The 17,465-nt window shown below is 56.4% G+C and carries 12 protein-coding genes; 4 read left to right on the plus strand and 8 right to left on the minus strand.

Translation table 11 applies throughout. The features are described 5' to 3' along the window. Nucleotides 1-77: 77 nt before the first annotated feature. Nucleotides 78-446: a YgiW/YdeI family stress tolerance OB fold protein gene (locus tag IE156_RS14380; protein ID WP_373296540.1), complete on the minus strand. Its 369-nt coding sequence runs from the start codon at nucleotides 444-446 to the stop codon at nucleotides 78-80. A 153-nt stretch (nucleotides 447-599) separates the two neighbouring features. On the opposite strand from IE156_RS14380, the gene mgtE reads away from it, so the two are divergent. From mgtE to IE156_RS14400, 4 genes are all read left to right on the plus strand, one after another. Continuing rightward, a complete protein-coding gene (gene mgtE, locus IE156_RS14385; RefSeq protein WP_189393238.1) occupies nucleotides 600-1,940 on the plus strand; it encodes a magnesium transporter in 1,341 nt (446 codons plus the stop codon). A 161-nt stretch (nucleotides 1,941-2,101) separates the two neighbouring features. Continuing rightward, nucleotides 2,102-5,068 (plus strand): MHYT domain-containing protein, encoded by a 2,967-nt coding sequence (locus IE156_RS14390; RefSeq protein ID WP_189393239.1) that lies wholly within the window; start codon nucleotides 2,102-2,104, stop codon nucleotides 5,066-5,068. Continuing rightward, the gene (locus tag IE156_RS14395) at nucleotides 5,061-6,074 is read left to right on the plus strand and encodes a response regulator (RefSeq protein WP_189393240.1); all 1,014 of its coding nucleotides are present in this window, start codon (nucleotides 5,061-5,063) and stop codon (nucleotides 6,072-6,074) included. Before IE156_RS14390 ends, IE156_RS14395 begins: the two co-directional genes overlap by 8 nt. A 163-nt stretch (nucleotides 6,075-6,237) precedes the next feature. Further along, nucleotides 6,238-6,768 carry a helix-turn-helix domain-containing protein gene (locus IE156_RS14400; RefSeq protein WP_042488932.1) on the plus strand — a complete coding sequence of 177 codons (531 nt, stop codon included), beginning with the start codon at nucleotides 6,238-6,240 and terminating at the stop codon, nucleotides 6,766-6,768. Nucleotides 6,769-6,777: 9 nt separating this feature from the next. Here IE156_RS14400 and IE156_RS14405 read toward each other — a convergent pair whose 3' ends face one another. From IE156_RS14405 to IE156_RS14435, 7 genes are all read right to left on the minus strand, one after another. After that, entirely contained in the window at nucleotides 6,778-7,194 is a 417-nt protein-coding gene (locus tag IE156_RS14405; RefSeq protein ID WP_189393241.1) for a hypothetical protein, read from the minus strand. Nucleotides 7,195-7,206: 12 nt separating this feature from the next. Beyond that, complete coding sequence (locus tag IE156_RS14410) at nucleotides 7,207-8,322, minus strand: aminotransferase class V-fold PLP-dependent enzyme (protein ID WP_229841367.1); 1,116 nt, start codon at nucleotides 8,320-8,322, stop codon at nucleotides 7,207-7,209. 15 nt (nucleotides 8,323-8,337) lie between these two features. Then, nucleotides 8,338-9,636 carry an MFS transporter gene (locus IE156_RS14415; protein WP_189393242.1) on the minus strand — a complete coding sequence of 433 codons (1,299 nt, stop codon included), beginning with the start codon at nucleotides 9,634-9,636 and terminating at the stop codon, nucleotides 8,338-8,340. A gap of 98 nt (nucleotides 9,637-9,734) precedes the next feature. Continuing rightward, on the minus strand, nucleotides 9,735-12,131 hold the full coding sequence (locus tag IE156_RS14420) for a mechanosensitive ion channel family protein (protein WP_189393243.1): 2,397 nt from the start codon (nucleotides 12,129-12,131) through the stop codon (nucleotides 9,735-9,737). A gap of 40 nt (nucleotides 12,132-12,171) precedes the next feature. Beyond that, nucleotides 12,172-14,613 carry a DUF3772 domain-containing protein gene (locus tag IE156_RS14425; RefSeq protein WP_229841405.1) on the minus strand — a complete coding sequence of 814 codons (2,442 nt, stop codon included), beginning with the start codon at nucleotides 14,611-14,613 and terminating at the stop codon, nucleotides 12,172-12,174. A gap of 318 nt (nucleotides 14,614-14,931) precedes the next feature. Then, entirely contained in the window at nucleotides 14,932-16,524 is a 1,593-nt protein-coding gene (locus IE156_RS14430; RefSeq protein ID WP_189393245.1) for a phytoene desaturase family protein, read from the minus strand. Between the two features lie 105 nt (nucleotides 16,525-16,629). After that, complete coding sequence (locus IE156_RS14435; protein ID WP_189393246.1) at nucleotides 16,630-17,457, minus strand: SDR family oxidoreductase; 828 nt, start codon at nucleotides 17,455-17,457, stop codon at nucleotides 16,630-16,632. Nucleotides 17,458-17,465: the final 8 nt, after the last annotated feature.

Below are 17,465 nucleotides of genomic sequence, written 5' to 3' on the forward strand. Positions count from 1 at the left end.
GGCACTATAGCATCGACTGCCCCACAAAAAAGCCCGCAAACCAGGTTCGCGGGCCTTTTTACATTCCTGGCGGCTATTTATCGAACGATCGTAATCGCTTTAACATCCACTTCGGAGGTGCCTACGATGGCCTTGTCCATCTCGCCAACGATTTCCACGGTCGTGTTAGCATCCACGGGCTCTTTCGGGAAAATCTTGTCATCAATCTCGACCTGGATCTCACCAGTCTCGTCCGCGAACACATAGGTCTCGTTGGACACCTTGCGCACCAGCTTGCCGCGCAAAGCCACCGGATCGTCGTCTTTGGCGTTTTTGGTGACTTGTTCAACATTGGTGAACGTTTTCTGGCTGGATGGGCCCACATATTGCGCTTGAGCCATGGGAACGAGGGCTCCCCCCATCAATATAGTCATTGTCAGGGTTGTCAGTCTGGTCTTCAAATCCATAACATGCTCCACTGGTAAGAACTGCAGGTATCCTAGCACCAATCCTGCCAATGACCCGCAGCCCACGCAGACCGTTACAAGCTCGCCACTACCTGTTGTAACTCCCCAAACAAAGCCCAACATCCCATACTTGCGCGCCAACTGGAGTATTGCATGTCCAAGCCCCCATCCACAGACTTACTTGGCCCCCAAATCCCCATTGCCGACATTGTTCTAGCCTTAAACCAGCTGGAGCGGCGTCCAGCCCTGGCAGCGGCCCAAGAGCTGGATAATGAGCGGCTACAAGCTTTGCTGGAAACACCTGAGTTGCGTTGGGCCAGTGCCATTTTGATGGAGCTGACCCGCCCGGAGCGGCTACCAGTGCTGGAAACCTTGGCCGAAGACCGGATGGCCGACTTGCTGCAGGACCTGGACCACGAGGACCAGGAGCAGATTCTGGGCCGCCTGAGCCAGGCTACCCGCACCTCAATCATGCGACTGATGCACTACCCGGCCGATACTGCCGGCGGCATCATGACCACCGAGTTCCTGCAAGTTCCCATGAGCTGGAATGTGGCGCAGACCCTGCAACACATCCGAGAAGTGGAAAGTACCCGCGAGACGGTCTACGCCATTTATGTAGTCAACGAGCAGCAGCAATTGGAATTTGTGGTGCCCTTGCGCAAACTAGTGTGCGCTGACCCGCAAGCCGCCCTGACAGAACTCTGGAGCGGAGACAGCCCCATCGCCGTCCAGGCCCTGACCGATAAAGAAGCCGTGGCCCAGCTGATTCGCCGTCACGACTTTTTGGCCATCCCGGTAGTGGACGAGGCCAATGCCATCATCGGCATTGTGACCGTAGACGACGTAATCGACGCCTTGATGGACGAGGCCGCTGAGGATATGAACCGTTTCGGGGGTGCCGAACATATTGGCAAACCCTATTTGCAAGCGGGCTTTAGCACCATGATCCGCAAACGGGGGGGCTGGCTGGCCATTCTGTTCCTGGGTGAAATGCTCACTGCCAGCGCCATGCAGTACTACGAGATACAGCTGGAAAAAGCAGTAGTCCTGGCCATGTTCATTCCCCTGATCATGAGCTCCGGCGGGAATTCCGGCTCGCAGGCCACTTCCCTGCTGATTCGCGGTCTGGCGCTGGGCGAAGTCCGCGTGGGCGATTGGTGGCGTGTCTTGCTGCGTGAACTGCCTGTAGGTCTGGTCTTGGGCACCATGCTGGGGGCCATCGGTTTTGTCCGTATCGAAGTCTGGCAACACCTGGGCCTGTATGACTATGGCGAACATTCCCTGCTGATTGCCTTCACAATCTGGCTGGCACTGGTGGGAATTGTGACCTTTGGCTCATGTATTGGCTCCATGCTGCCCTTCATCTTGCAACGGGTTGGTTTTGACCCGGCCAGCGCCTCTGCTCCCCTGGTGGCAACACTCGTAGACGTGCTGGGTTTGGTCATTTATTTCTCTGTGGCAGCCATGTTGCTGACAGGAACCTTGCTTTAGCCATGAAATTTTTTGTTCAATCCATACAAAAAACTGCACAGCGCGAGACAAACTCGGTAACCTATCCGGATTTTACCGTTACATCCCTCCTCTAAGACTGAGGGAGCCCGACACATTTAGTCTAACTTGGCCCTGCGGGGCCGCTTCGGACGTAAGCACCTATGCGGATACTCGACCAGTTCTTCATCAGTGCAGACCAAATGGCTCCCTTTTTAGTCGGTAGCTATAACAGCGGTCTGGTCATTCTGTCGCTGCTGGTTGCGATTTTCTCCTCGGGCATGGCTCTGCAGACAGCGCATATCGCCCGTATGGCCGATTTGCGACTGCATCGCCAGATCGCCATCTGTACCGGCGCCGTCGCACTAGGCGGCGGCATCTGGACCATGCACTTTATTGGCATGTTGGCCTTTGATCTGTGCACCAGCGTCCATTACGACCCGGCCATCACTATGCTGTCGGTCCTGCCCAGTGTGGGGGCCTCCTGGGTGGCCTTGCAGATTCTGTCCCAAGCCCGCGTCCAGCGCTCGCACCTGATCGTCGGCGGCATCTTGGTGGGCCTGGGCATAGGCACCATGCACTACAGCGGGATGGCGGCCATGCAAATGGCCCCCATGCTGCGCTACGACCCCTTCACCTTCTTCCTGTCAATTGTGCTGGCCGTTGTACTGGCCACTATGGCGCTGTGGATACGGTTTCGCCTGCATCGCACCCGCCTGACTTTGCTGCAGCGCGTGGTGATCAGTGGCATTGTGCTGGGGCTGGCCATCTCTGGCATGCATTACACCGGCATGGCGGCGGCGCGCTTTATAGGCCAGACCACTCCACCAGATGACATGATCATCTTCAACAGCACCTTTGCCTCTATGGTGCTGTCCACCTTCACCATTACCGTGACGGTGCTGGTCACTGCCGCCAATGGCCTGCTGCGCTACCGCCAGCTCTTTCTGAAGATGGAAGAGAGTGAATCGCATAACCGTGCCATTGTGGACACCGCAATTGACGGCATTATTACGATCAACAGCCACGGCACGATTCTGGACTTCAACCACTCTGCCGAGCGCCTGTTTGGCTGGAAAGCCGGCGAGGTGCTGGGCCGCAACGTGAATATGCTGATGCCCGAGCCGGACCGCTCGCGCCACGACAGCTATCTGTCCAATTACCTGCGCAGCAACGATCCCAAAATTATTGGTGTAGGCCGGGATGTGACCGGGCTGCGCAAAGATGGAAGCCTGATGCCGATGCGCCTGGCCGTGGGCAAGGTACGTCAGCCCGGCGATCCACTTTTTGTTGGTTTTGTCACGGACATGAGCCGCTACAACGCCCTGACCGAATCGCTACGCCAAAGTGCGGAAAAAGCCGAGCAAGCGGCCCAGGCAAAGAGTGCGTTTCTGGCCAATATGAGCCACGAAATCCGTACACCACTTAACGCGATTATTGGCTTTAGCGACTTGATGCTGAATGAACAGCTCACTGCGCAACAGAACAAACATCTGGCCATTATCAATCAATCGGCCCGATCATTGCTGGGCTTGCTAAACGACATTCTGGATACCACCAAGCTGGAGCGCGGTTCAGTAGAACTGGAAAAAGTTGATTTTTCCTTGATTGAATTATGCAAACAGGTCGTGGCTTCATTACGCTTGGCAGCAGATGCCAAAAACCTGGAATTCCGCCTGAACTATGCCCCCGAGCTGCACCACTTTTACCGAGGCGACCCGCTGCGTATCCAGCAAGTGTTGAACAACCTGATCGGCAATGCCATCAAGTTCACACAAAGCGGTTCTGTACGCGTGGATGTCAAACCCGAACCGGGGCGCAATGCCATTTCAATTCGCGTGGCAGACACGGGAATTGGCATGTCGCCGGATCAATTACGCCAAGTATTCACCCCGTTCACCCAGGCCGATGTCTCCATCAGCCGCCGCTTTGGCGGTACCGGACTGGGCGTGTCCATTGCCCGTCAATTGGTAGACCTGATGGGCGGGACAATGAACATGCAAAGCACCTTGGGCGTGGGCAGCATCTTTGAAGTCACCATCCCTCTGGAACCCGGCAAAGAGCCTAGCCTGGACCCGAACGATCATCACCTGCCCCTTTTGCCACCGCTGCGGATTCTGGTGGCCGATGACATCAGCCTGAACCAGGAACTGCTGACCTTGGCGCTAGAGCAGCACGGGCATTCCGTCACGGTCGCCGACAATGGCCACAAGGTCCTGGAGCTGTTGAGCAAAGAAGACTTTGATGTGGCTTTGCTGGATGTGCACATGCCCGAAATGGACGGCCTGGAAACCGCCCGACGGTGGCGCGAGCAGGAACGCCGGGAAGCCCGCCTACCCTTGCCCTTGATTGCCCTGACGGCCAGTGTCATGGAGTCCGACCGCCGCGCAGCCCAAGAGGCGGGCATGAATGGCTTTGCCACCAAGCCGCTGGACCTGCCGTATCTGTTGCAGGAAATCGCTCTGGTCATGGGTCTGGACCCAAGCGCCCCCCCCGAGCACAGTGTGGAACCACAAGAAAGCAGCCTGATTGACTGGGAGATGGGCCTGGGCCTGTGGGGTTCACAAGTACGCTTGCGCCGAGCCATTCTGAGCTTTTTGTCGGACCTGCATACGCGCTACCCGCTTGATGAAATCAAGCGTGACACACCCAACTGGGAAATTGTGCTTGGTAGCCTGCATGGCATTCGCGGTACCTCCGGCAATCTGGGCCTGCCGCAAGTGTCAGCGCTAAGCGCCGAGCTGGAAGAAAAAATCCGCCACGGACAAACCCGTCAGGTACGTGAACGGATTGAACAGCTTCAAGACATGTTCAATCGCATCGCCCACGAATTAAGCCACAATGGCCCGCCCACGCCATACTCAGACCCACAAACCATCGTGGAACACACTCCCGATGTGGCCTTGAATTATCTACACATTCTGCATAACAGCGTGCTGCTCAATGAGCTTGATGAGCCCGCTTTGCTGGTGGTCTACCAATATTTGGAAAGCACAGGGCAAGTCAACGCCCTGAATGATCTCAACAAAGCCATTGATGCCTTCGACTTTGTTCAAGCCAGCCTGATCCTGTCTGTGCTAATCAAAGAGTTGAATGCAAGCATGGTCAAGGATCCGCCCCGACATGAATGAATTTACCTCGCCACGCCCTACCCTGTTGCTAATTGATGACGAGCCGGCGAATCTTCAGATTCTGCGCCACACGCTGCAACAGGATTACCGGCTGCTCTTTGCCAAGGATGGGGTCAAAGCCCTGGAGCTGGCCCAGCGGGATCTGCCGGACCTGATTTTGCTGGACATCATGATGCCGCAGCTCTCCGGTTACGAGGTCTGTCGCGCGCTAAAGGCCGAGCTCAAAACCCGCCACATTCCCATTATTTTCGTCACCGCGCTCTCGCAACCTCAGGACGAACAGATGGGTCTGGACATGGGGGCTGTGGACTATATTTCCAAACCCGTTAACCCTGCCATTTTGAAGTCACGGGTTCGCAACCACTTGTCGCTGGTACAAATGCAGGAACTACGCGACAGCCGCCTGCAAATTATCCGCTGCCTGGGCACAGCCGCCGAATACAAAGACAACGAGATAGGCCGCCATGTGATCCGCATGAGCCACTACACCCGTATTCTGGCCCACTGGCTGGGCTACTCCAGCGAAGCGGCCGACGACCTCTTGCACGCTGCACCCATGCACGATATTGGCAAGATCGGCATCCCCGATTCCATCTTGCAAAAGCCTGGCAAACTGACTTCGGAAGAATGGGAAGTCATGCGCACGCATACCTTGATAGGCGCACGCATTATCGGCCAGCATTCGCATGGTTTGCTGAAGCTAGCGCGTACCATCGCCCTATACCATCACGAAAAATGGGATGGCAGCGGCTACCCTTATGGCCTGAAGGGTGAGGACATTCCTCTGCCCGCCCGTATTGTGGCGGTGGCGGATGTCTTTGACGCCTTGGCCAGCGACCGTCCCTACAAAAAAGCCTGGAGTGTAGAGCGCTGTATCAACTATTTGCGCGAACAGTCCGGCCTGCACTTTGACCCTCAACTGGTGGCGCTACTGGATAAATGCCTGCCTGAAATGCTGCATATTAAAGAAAAATGGGCCGATGATCCCAAGCTGATGGCCCTTTAAAAAAACAAATAATACTTACGAGACAGCACCTGAATGCCCCTGAATTCACACGCCACCCAGGCAGCCTGTATTCAAACTGCGCCGGCAGATACCCGCAACACGCTCCCCGACGTGTCAGGCTTGTCTTACAATTACGGCTTTGCCACTTAGCCCTCGCTCCTACATGGCCGCTTTGCGTATTCGCCAAGTTCGACTTCATAAAAAACTGTCTCTGCGCAAGCTCGCCGAGCTGGCTGAAGTCTCCCCCGGTTTGATCAGTCAGGTTGAACGTGGCTTGACCCAGCCCAGCCTGGATACCCTGCGCCAGATTGCGCGTGCCTTAGATACGCCCTTGTTTTCCTTGCTGGATGACAATGTGGAGCAAGTGGCGGTAGTGCGCCAGAACGAGCGCATGAGTATTCAATCTGCCTCGGGCGTACAGTATCAGCGTGTGTCACCCGGTTTTGGAAGTATTGAAATGTTGGCGGGCTTTTTGCCGCCGGGGGGAAGCTCTGTTGGGCAGCGTTGGAGCCACCCAGCCGAGGAATGTGTGCTGGTCACCGAAGGCCAGCTTCTGGTCGATGTAGGGGATGATCAGCACTGTTTGCAAACGGGCGACAGCTGTTATTTCAACTCCAGCCTGCCCCATGCGTATCGCAATCCTTACGACAAGGATGTGCGCTTTATTGTGGCGATCACCCCACCCAGCTATTAAGCGCAGCCGTTACGCAGCGCTGTGCAACTGGGCCTGGATCAGATCCAGCTCGGTTTCATGGCAACGCTGCAAGCGCAGCCAACGGTTTTCATCCATATCGGCGCTGCGCGTGGCCAGCATGATTAACACGCAGGAGTCATCGTCCAGTGCTTGCACCATAGCGCTGATGCGTGGCGTACGCTTCGTGGCACTGCCCACCCAATAACGGATCAGACCTTGCTCGGCCAGAAGCTCTGCGCTGACATGAGTTTGCCCGCCGTCAAACAAAGAAGTCCCCACCACCAGGCCGGGCTCCACCGTTTGCGTGTCAAAACAGCCCAGGGACCAGCGCCCCAAGGCATCCAGATCCGCCATATAGTCCATCACGACCTTGGCAGAACATTCAATACGACGGCTGGCCTGATGGGCCCAGGTTTGGCTATCCATACGGTTCCCCTTTTACCAACCGGCTTGCAAGGTGTCGCACAAACGCAGCACATCTTGTTCGGTACACACATTACCGGGGGACAGACGCAACACGCCGTCACGCTGGTCGCAATACAGCTCCTGCGTGCGCAGCTGATCCACTATGGCCTGGGCGCGCTGTGGACTGCTGGCCCGCAACATGATGCTGCCGCCCCGTTCGTTCTCGGCCAATGGGGTCAGCACGGGCCAATTGGCCTTAGCAGCGTGATCCAGCAACACGGCCGTCAGGGCCCGGTTTTGTTCCAGGAGTTTTTCCACTCCGGTTTCCAGCACAAAACGCATGCCGGGTAAAGAGGCAATACTGCCCAAAATAGCTGGTGTACCGTGGTCAAAGCGGCGTGCGCCGTCAGCGTAGCTGAACTGATCCAAATTCCAGTTAAACGGATTTTCCTGGCTGAACCAGCCCCGGAATTCGGGTTCACACTGCTCGATCAAATCAGCGCGCACATGCAACAAGCTGGCCCCCGACACCCCGCAGGCCCATTTCAAAGAGGCCGACAGGGTGAAGGCCACGCCCTCATGCACCGTGAACGGCACCAAACCGGCCGCTTGCGTCAAATCCAGTGCCATCAGGCTGCCATGTTCGCTGGCACACTGGGCCATGCGATCCACATCGACCCGGTGCGAAGACGTAGAGCTGACCCAGGTCACCAAGGCCACGCCAACACTGTCATCCCAGGCATTGATGAAATCATCATCGGTCACATAGGACAGACCCGCGCTTAGTGGCACTGTGCGCAGGGTAAAACCCAAACGCTGTGCCAGCTTTTGCAGCAGAAAATGCAGGCTGGGGAAGCAGTCAGCCGCCACCAGCAAGGTGCGTCCTTTCAGCACATGCGATGGCAGAGAACCTAGAATGCTGTACAAGCCACCCGTCACGTTTTCACTGAGGGCAATATCCTTGGAGTCAGCGCCAATCAGGCTGGCCCACGCATCCATAAAGGCCTGCTTATGACCCAGGGCGTAGCCCCACTGGCCATCATCCTGTGCTGACCAAACTTGGCTGAACTGATCCAGTTCGGCACGCATGGCGGCTTCCTTGCCCTCGAACATGCCAATAGAGTGGTAAAGAAAATATCCGGACATCATTCACTTCCTTGAAAATCAATCGGCCAACTGACGGCCAGAGGTTTCCTGCACTGTGCTCAAGGCCACAATCCCGACCAGGGCCGCTGCCATCACATAGAAGGCCGGAGCCATGCTGGAACCGGTCAGGCTCGTCAGCCAGGATGCGACAAAGGGGGCAGTCGCACCACCCAAAATAGTGGCCACGTTAAAGCCCAGCGACACGCCGCTATAACGCACTCGGGTGGGGAACAATTCGGCGTACAGGGGGTAGCCCACGGCCTGAACGACGATAAAAGGCACAATCGACACGGCCACCGCCATAACGGCCAGCGGGAAACTGCCCCAGGACGCAACCCACATGGTCAAAGGCACCAGCACCAGATAGCCAAGAAACCCAATCGTCAGCAAAGGTTTGCGGCCAAAGCGATCTGACAAACTGCCGGCAAAAGGCATCACAAAGGCGGAACACAAGGTCACCAGGGAGATCAGCCAGAACACGGCAGTGCCATCGTATTTCAGGGTGTGAATCAAATGCGTGCTCAGGTAAACCACGCCCACATAACCGGCTGCATTCTGGGCAAAGCCAATGGCAATCACCTGCAGCAAGGGACGGCGATAGTTACGCACAATCAGTGACAAGGGCGAGTGCTCTGGGCGATGCGTCTTGAGCATCTCCTTGAAACGGGGGGAGTCCTCAATCCGTGAACGGGCCCAAACGCACAGGATAATCAAGGGGATAGACAACAAAAATGGAATGCGCCAGCCCCAATCCACCATAGCTTCCTTGCCCACCAGCGTCGTCACCAGACCGGCAACACCCGTGGCCAAGGACAAGCCCAAGGTCGCCGCTGCTGGGTTGAAGGCACCAAAGAAGCCGCGCTTGCCGGGAGGCGAACACTCCGCCACATAGGTTGCTGCGCCAGTAATTTCACCACCAGCAAAAAAACCCTGCAGCAAACGGCACAGCAACAATAAAGCGGGAGCAGCCAAGCCCAAGGTAGCGTAGGTGGGCAACATGCCCATCAAAGCGCTGGCAATCCCGATACCCACAATGGTGAACATCAAGGCAGCGGTGCGACCATGCTTGTCACCGAACCAGCCAAAGAAGATTCCGCCTAATGGCCTAGCCAGAAAAGCACCGCCAAACACGGCCAGCGTGGACAGCAAAGCGGCGTTTTCATTGCCTGTCTGGAAAAAAAGTACGCTTAGCGTAACGGCCAAGACGCCATATAGCTGGAAGTCGTAATACTCGATCATGGTGCCCAGGCCAGCCGCGCTAGCGGCACGCCACGGCGATACGGGGGCCCCGTCCTGGGGGGACTGTTTCTTGCTCATGTCTCATCCATCCTGATGCGCATAGCGCGCCTTTCTGTTTAGTGTGGCTAAACAAATTATACGGATGAATATTTCAGCTTTCAATCACAGGGAAATCCCTAGAGATCAGCTTCTTGAGCTTTGTCCTTGTCGATCGCCTCTTGTACCCAGCGTTGGGCAGGATGCAAGCTGATGCCTTGCTGACGCAAACGGCGCAAGATATCCAGCATCAGATTGCTGCGCACCCGGCGCTGTACTCGCATGGTATTGATAAAACAACGTGTGCTGAAAGCCAAGCCATCGCCAAAAATTCCGTCGCAGGACAAGATAGGCGCTGGTTCATCCAGAATTTCCGGCTCGGCCAATACAGCGTCGCGCAAAGTCTGCATAATCAAGTCTGCATCCACATCCAATGGAAACAAGAAGCGGGACTCAATCGCGCCGATGGATGTGGGGGTGTAGGTCAGGTTGCGAACCTGTCGCCCCATCATCTGTGAGTTGGGCACCATCAGCATGGTGCGATCAAAACGTTCTACATACGTAGCCCGCAGGCGAATCTGGCGCACATTGCCTTCGCTGCCCTCCACCTCCACCCAATCTCCTACTTTAACGGGGCGTTCCACCATCAGCATCAGGCCAGAGGCAATGTTCTGCACAATGCCGCGCAAGCCAAAACCCAGCCCCACCGTCAAGGCCGTGAAGATCCAGGTCACTGACTCAATTGGCACACCCAACATGGACAGGCAAATCACCAGCAAGACAAAGTAAGCGATATAACCCACCATGCCCACAATCGCATTTTGCAAACCCGGTTCCAGCGTGGTGTTAGGCATGTAATGCTGACGCAGCCAGGCGCGCAGGAAATGGATCAGCACTGCGCCCACCAGCATCACGCCCAAGGCAATCAACCACAAGTCCAGACGCCACTGCACCGCTCCCAGACGCAAGGCATCGCGCGACACATCCAGGCCAGACTCCAGCAACTGCTTGGGTTCGTTCAACCAGTCCCCGCTAACCATCCAGATAGCCAGACCCAGCACCGTCATGCGGACAATGGCAAAGAACACCACGATGAACTGACTTTGCACACGAATCGGCGCGGCGTCCGGATCGCGGCTGCGGTTATGTAAGTACGTCAGCAAAGAATCCGACATGTCCTGCAGCCATACCATAAGCACATAGGCCAGCAAGCCCAGCACCAGAGGCATGGTGATGAAGTGCGACATCAAATCATCAGACAGGCCTTGCCAGCCGGTGACGAACAAACCCAGAACCAGCATGTAAAGGACAACCGCCCCCTTGAAGGCCAGACGCGCCCAAGCACGCGCCGCTTTGCCGGCTCCCTGCCCCTGCTGCTCGATTCGACCAAACAGCTCACCCCGCAACACCCACAAACCATAGCCATACAAAACCAAATACAGCAGACTGATCATCGCATCCAACAGGGCCTGAAAAGCGTCCGATACGCCTATAGAGCCACGAAAAAAAAGGTCCGTGATGTCTACAAAGGCGACCAGGAAAAAGGCAGGTGCAAAATAACGTAGCCGACCCCGGGTCTGATCCGAAATGGGAATCAGGCGCCAGGAAGCGCGAGGCTGCATCACAATGCCTCGGATAGAGGCCAGCACGATGGCAGCAAGCAAAGATGCCGCCTTGAGGTAAGCCAGCAGCTCCAATTGCGTCGGTTGAAGGTTTGGCCGGTCAAATAACAGTTCGACCACCTGATCCACCAGAATCCAGCTAACACCGAACCACAACAGAAAATTGGCAATCGTCAGGCTGGAGCGACGCAGGCGCCCCGCAGGCAAATAGCGAATCACCCATACGGGGATGACGCGGAACAAAACGACCGTCAGAATCAGGACCGCAGCCGCCATCCACAAGGACGCATTACTGTCCTGCCAACTGCCGTTCTGCCACGTTTGACGCCACTGTTGCGCGAAGTCCGACAGCTTTTTTCGGTCTGTAGGCCAGGCCTCCTTGAACTCCGGCGCGCTTTCCAGCAAGACTAAGGACGGATTGCGTTGCCAGCGCTTGCCATGTTCGTAACGCTTGGTCGCTTCCTGCAGTAACTGGCGAGTCTGCTGCGCCTCCAACTGCACCAGGCGCGCTACGCGCAAATCCGCACGCAAGGCGGCATCGGCCCGCCGTAACTGTATGCGCTCGTTATGAAGAGTGACCTGATCCGCCTCATCCCCAGCATCCTCGCCCAGTTCTTGAAGACGTGCTCGCAGCAAGCGACTGCGCCGTTCCAGCGACAGCACGACCCGGCTGGCCAGACTCTGGGCTTCCAGCAGTTTCAGATCCTGCTCGTGACCGCGCTCGGGCCGTATCGAGACCTGATTACCTTCCAGGCGATACTGCATCAGGCGGATTTCATCCTGAGCCTGCTGCAGTTCTCGCATCATGTGCCGCTCTTGCTCTACCTCGGACAGTGTTTGTGCCTGAGCCCCCGCCCCCATCAGACCCAGACATAAGAGCAAGACCTGCACACATAGTCGTAGCGGCTTCATCATCACTCTCTCCCTGGGGACTACCTGTTGTTTTTATCTAGGTTTAATCATTCAACAAGGGGGTACTGCTCTCGGTCTGGCTGGCCACCGGCGTTGTGGGCAACACCGTCATGGTTTGCGTATGGTGCAGCACCAGACCTTCCTGTCGCAAACGATCTAAAATATCGAACATCAATACGCTGCGCACCTTGCTGCCAACGCGAGGCGAGGCCACGTAGCAGGTCGCCGTAAACTGCAAACCATTGGCATCAAAACCATCCAGCGTCACATCTGGCGCGGGGTCAGCCAGCACATCGCTGTAGTTCTGCATCACATCCAGCATGATAGAACGCACCCGTTTAGCGTCTGTGTCGATAGGCATATTGATCTTAACCTTCACCACACCCAAAGGATTACTCAAGGTCACATTACGCACGGTTTTGGTGATGAACTCGGAGTTCGGCACAATTAGGGTCGAGCGATCAAACATCTCGATTTCCGTGGCACGGGCATTGATCTTGCGCACATTGCCTTCCACCCCATTCAGGCTGACCCAGTCCCCAATTTTGATGGGGCGTTCGGCGAGCAGAATCAGGCCCGACACAAAATTCTGCACCACCGCTTGCAAGCCGAAACCGATACCTACCGACAAGGCGGAAATCACCCAGGCCATACGCTCCAGCCCGATTCCCAAAGAAGAAATCGCCGTGGCCACCACAATGAAGTAGCCCACATAGCTGAACAGATTGGCCGTCGAAACACGCATTCCCGGATCGATGCGCGTAGCAGGCAAAAGTTGATTCGCCACCCAGCGCTGCAGGGCTTTGACGAACAAAATGCCCAGCACCAGGATTAGTACCGCCAGCAGAACCGAGCTGGGTTTGAGCTGAACCTGACCTAAAGAAAAGCCTTTGACCAGAAAACCCAGACGACGCTGCAGCCACTGCGTGGGATCTTCCCCAAAGGGCAACAAGACCAGCGTAATCGCCGTAATAATCAGGCACAAACGCAGCGCCCCAGACAGCACAATCACGATCTGGCTGCTGCCACGCAGTTGCGTGCTGGTCCATTCATTGGAGGCCCGCTTTTCCTTGAACTGCAGCAACAGGCTTTGGCCTATGTCAGCAATCAAGGCCACCAATACATAGCAGGTACAAATCACCAGGCTGAGCCACAGCACCTCTTGCACAATCAAGCTGCTTAAGGCGATATAGCCCAGCAAGAATGCAATCATCCCCAGACCGATAACCACACCCAGGGTAATGGGAATAGCACGCAACCACGTCGCCCCTTGCTGAACAGGGGCGGTTTTTTGCGGATCTTCACCACCTTCTGGCACGGGTGTCTTTTCACGCCCCTGGCTTAAATTCCAGGCGGCAATGGCAATAAAGATGCTCAAGGTCAGTGTATTAAAGCTATTGACCAACAGGGTGGTGCTCAAGGTGGCGTTGATCAAGCCCAGCAATTGCTGAGACATCCAGGTCAAGGCCACCATCATGCCCAGTGCAATCGGTAACCACGCCAATTTCAAGGCTACATTGCTTGGAATTGGAGGCAAGCGCCAGCTGGGGCGTTGAGCCGACAGCAGCACCCGGCCCATCCCCGTCACAAAACCACCTAAAAACAAGGCAAAGACCGACTTGGACACAAAGCTGGCCAAGTCTGGAGTCAGATTGCCATTCCAATAAAACAGCCCTGCCGCTACTGAGGCCAACAAACCCGGCGTCAGGCAATACAGCACAATCAGCGCACTGGCATAAAACGAGCGCCGCAAACGCGAAGGTTTGGTGTGGTTGATGGTGAAGCTCTCCAGCCCCCGCACCGCCCACATCGACAGACCCAGCAAAACCGCAGCTAACGCAGCGGCGGACCACAAGACATAAGCAGGCAAGTCCGTGATCCGTTGCGCCAGGTCCTTGCGCATGCGCTCGACCCGCGCCAAATCACCAGGCAGGTCACGCGAGACATTGCGCCAAAAACGGGGCGTCAAAATCGACTGCGACTGCCGCCCCAACTCGGCCTGAAAAATCACACGGCGCTGCTTGGACACTTGATCCAGGCCTTGAGTCGTCTCCACACCAATCAAACGCGCTAGCTTGATCATGCCATCCAGCTCGGTAGCGGCTTGCTGCAACTGGCTACGCTGGCGAGCAATGTCTTCGGACTCCCCTGCCGGATCATCCACGGCTCCTAACTGACTCAAGCGGGCCGTCACACTCAACAACTCCGGTTCCAGACGCACACTCATTTCCTGCGCCTGCTCCTGCGCCAGCAAAAGCTGATTGCGCAAAGCCACCAGATCCGAATCCCCTAAACCATCATTTTTTTGCAGCCGCCCCTGCACTGTTTGCAGCGTGTCCCGCAATTCATTCAGGGACTCACTAGCCTGTGCCGGGGTCCAGGCCGAAGTCTCGGCCGCCGCTTGCACAGTCCCTGCAGCCAGCACGATGGCCAGCAGACAAAACGACAAAAAGACACACAAGCGCGAACGGCGGAAAGCGTGCATCAAGAAAAACTCCGGCTAAATAATAAGGCCCCGCGCTTGAAACTGGCAGGGCGGCAGAAAACATGCACAGAATACCGAACTATTGTCTGCTTGGCGCATGACGTATTCCCGAGATAGCATTTTTTTAGGAGATAAACGCCCCTGAACTCAGGGCCATTCACTTTCTAAACATCACACCTCGTCCCTTAACACTAGTAATTCCACTTCCACTGTATTTATTTAAGTCATAAAAAAACCGGCAAGGATCGGTGTACAACACCTTACCCAACCGGTTCTCAAAGCTTAAAAACTATGCCCTAAGCGAGCGTGCGGCCACGCTTAGCGAATCTGCTCCGCCACCATAAAGCCGGACGCCCCTGCCAAGCCTGGACCTGGGTGAGTAGACGCGCCGATGTGGTAGACGTTCTTGTACGGTGTTGCATGGGAACGGGCACCGTTGCTGGCCGCAAAGGGGCGCATCCAGAAGAACTGGTCTGGGGAGCAGATGCCCGAGTAGGGGTCGCCGCCCACCAGATTGCAGTTGATGGATTCCAGATCGGCGGGCGAGAGGACTTTCTGGCCCACGATCTGTTGACGCAAACCGGGCATGACGCCTTCCAGTTGGTCAATAATGCGCTCAGCCACAGCCTTGCTGACTTCTTCGGTCCATTTGCCGTCTGCAGGAACATCGATCTTGCCTGCGGCATCACCACGCAATTTGGATGGCATATCCTGCATTTGCATCCACAGAATCCATTTACCTTCCGGCGCACGGCTGGGATCCAACGAGCAAGGCTGACCAATTGCCACGGTGAATTTCGCCGGGATCAAACCGTTATTGGCTTGGGCCACGCTCATGCTAACGTCTTCCAGGCTATCGGACAGGTGCAGCAGAGGCACTTTCAACAACTCCGGGTCGCTCCAGTTGGGCATGCTGTCCAAAGCCAGGTGAATCTGCATATCCCCACGGCCAAAACGGTAGGCATTGGCCTGTTCACGCACGGGCTCGGGAGCACCGGGCAGCAGGCGTCCGTAAAGTTGCGGAGGCGTGACGTTGCACACAACATGGCTGGCTTCGTAGACTTGGCCACCGGCACGCACACCACGAGCTTTTTGTCCGTCCAGCACAATTTCTTCGACTTCGGTGTTCAGCTGAATACGGCCACCGGCTTTCTCAATGATGGCGCATAAGGCACGCACTAAATTTTGGCCACCGCCTTTTACTACAGGCATGCCACCGGCTACCACGGCCGCAAAGGTCAGCTTACCAATCAGGGCGGAGCAAGCGTCATCTGGCCCCAAGCCCGAGTGCAAAACCCAAGGGGCCATCATGCCGCGTACACGATCATCTTTCAGTTCACGGTCGGCCCAACGGCGGAAGGACTCCAGAGACTCGCGGCCATATTGCACCATGCCGTCCATGCGGCGCTTGCGCCATTGCGAGAACAGCAACCCCAACAAGCCTCGGCTATAAGGCTCAGTGCCCAGCAAACCAAAGGTCAGTCCGGCATCGCGCTCGAACAACTGGCTGCACATGGCTCCGAAGGCATCGCCATCGCCCGCTTGCAAGCCGTTAATGCGCTGAATCGAATCGCCCACATCATGGCGCAGGGCCAGACCTTTGCCATCGCTGCCGACCACGCCGGTGGTGTAGCCGTTTTCCAGAAACTCGACACCTTCCGCCGCCAGATCATCTTTCAGGCGCGCGTAGGCAGCGCCGGAAGTAAACAAGGGATACCAGGACGACAGCAGTTCGTGGGTAAAGCCTGGAAAAAGCTCCTCGGTACGGATGCAGCCACCCGCACGATCATTACGCTCCAGCACCAGGACTTGCTTGCCCTTTTGCGCCAGCAACGCCGCACACACCAAGGAGTTAATGCCACTGCCCACCACAATGACGGCATATGACTTTTTATTTGTTGAATCTGTCATCCCACACCTTTTTTAAAATTGCCCTGAACGGGGTCAGGGCTTGTGAACACGCAGTCAGACATCGGTGTTAACAAGCCCTGAGCATCTTTTACCGCACTTTTCTATTTATGAGCCAGACGACTGCGCCTGCCAGCGTTCAAACCAGTGACGGGGCGATTTGCCTTGTTCGGGCCCCAAAATGGAAAAGCCACCATCCACAGGCAGATCAATTCCTGTCATCCAGGACGCTGCACCCGACACAGCAAACAACACCACTTGGGCCACTTCCTCGCCCGAGCCCACACGCCCTAAAGGATGAACTTGAGCGCCCACCTGATTGGCCAGCTCGCGCGAGCCACCGCTCATACGTTCGACCGAGGGCGACCAGGTCCAGGCAGGCGAGACCGTCAGCACGCGGATACCGGAAGGAGCCAGTTCCACCGCCAGACTCTTGGTGAACTGCAAGATCGCTGCTTTGGAGGCCGGGTACAAAGCACGCCCGGCGACACCGAATTTACCGCCCGTACTGCCCATATTGATGATGACCCCGCCCTGCCCCATATGCGGCGTGGCTTTCTGGGCCAGAATCGCGCTGGAGATCAGGTTCACATCCAGCGTCTGATGCCAAAGCTCGCGACTGGAGGCCAAGCCCTCATCCCCGTAAGAACAGGCATTATTGACCACAATGTCAATACGGCCGGTCTGTGCCAGAGCCGCCTGCACACAGGCCTCCAGCTGCGCATCGTCACAAATATTGGCGGCCAGAAACTGGGCCTTGCCTACAGCCTGCAAACGCGCCTCGGTACGCTGGCCTTCTTCCTGGCTGCGGCCCACAATCAGCACCCACGCACCGGCCGCGCACAAAGCCAGGGCGATATCTGCTCCCAGCCCTTGTGTTGACCCGGTCACGATGGCGACCTTACCCTGTAAATTCACCTTCATGTCCTGCTGCATGTGCTTCT

It is taken from the genome of Alcaligenes pakistanensis, from assembly GCF_014652815.1.
Classification (GTDB): Bacteria; Pseudomonadota; Gammaproteobacteria; order Burkholderiales; family Burkholderiaceae_B; genus Alcaligenes; species Alcaligenes pakistanensis.

Coding starts and splice junctions, on each gene's coding strand:
- IE156_RS14380 (WP_373296540.1), bottom strand. CDS start 446: ATGGATTTGAAGACCAGACTGACAACCCTGACAATGACTATATTGATG.
- mgtE (WP_189393238.1), top strand. CDS start 600: ATGTCCAAGCCCCCATCCACAGACTTACTTGGCCCCCAAATCCCCATT.
- IE156_RS14390 (WP_189393239.1), top strand. CDS start 2,102: ATGCGGATACTCGACCAGTTCTTCATCAGTGCAGACCAAATGGCTCCC.
- IE156_RS14395 (WP_189393240.1), top strand. CDS start 5,061: ATGAATGAATTTACCTCGCCACGCCCTACCCTGTTGCTAATTGATGAC.
- IE156_RS14400 (WP_042488932.1), top strand. CDS start 6,238: ATGGCCGCTTTGCGTATTCGCCAAGTTCGACTTCATAAAAAACTGTCT.
- IE156_RS14405 (WP_189393241.1), bottom strand. CDS start 7,194: ATGGATAGCCAAACCTGGGCCCATCAGGCCAGCCGTCGTATTGAATGT.
- IE156_RS14410 (WP_229841367.1), bottom strand. CDS start 8,322: ATGATGTCCGGATATTTTCTTTACCACTCTATTGGCATGTTCGAGGGC.
- IE156_RS14415 (WP_189393242.1), bottom strand. CDS start 9,636: ATGAGCAAGAAACAGTCCCCCCAGGACGGGGCCCCCGTATCGCCGTGG.
- IE156_RS14420 (WP_189393243.1), bottom strand. CDS start 12,131: ATGATGAAGCCGCTACGACTATGTGTGCAGGTCTTGCTCTTATGTCTG.
- IE156_RS14425 (WP_229841405.1), bottom strand. CDS start 14,613: ATGCACGCTTTCCGCCGTTCGCGCTTGTGTGTCTTTTTGTCGTTTTGT.
- IE156_RS14430 (WP_189393245.1), bottom strand. CDS start 16,524: ATGACAGATTCAACAAATAAAAAGTCATATGCCGTCATTGTGGTGGGC.
- IE156_RS14435 (WP_189393246.1), bottom strand. CDS start 17,457: ATGCAGCAGGACATGAAGGTGAATTTACAGGGTAAGGTCGCCATCGTG.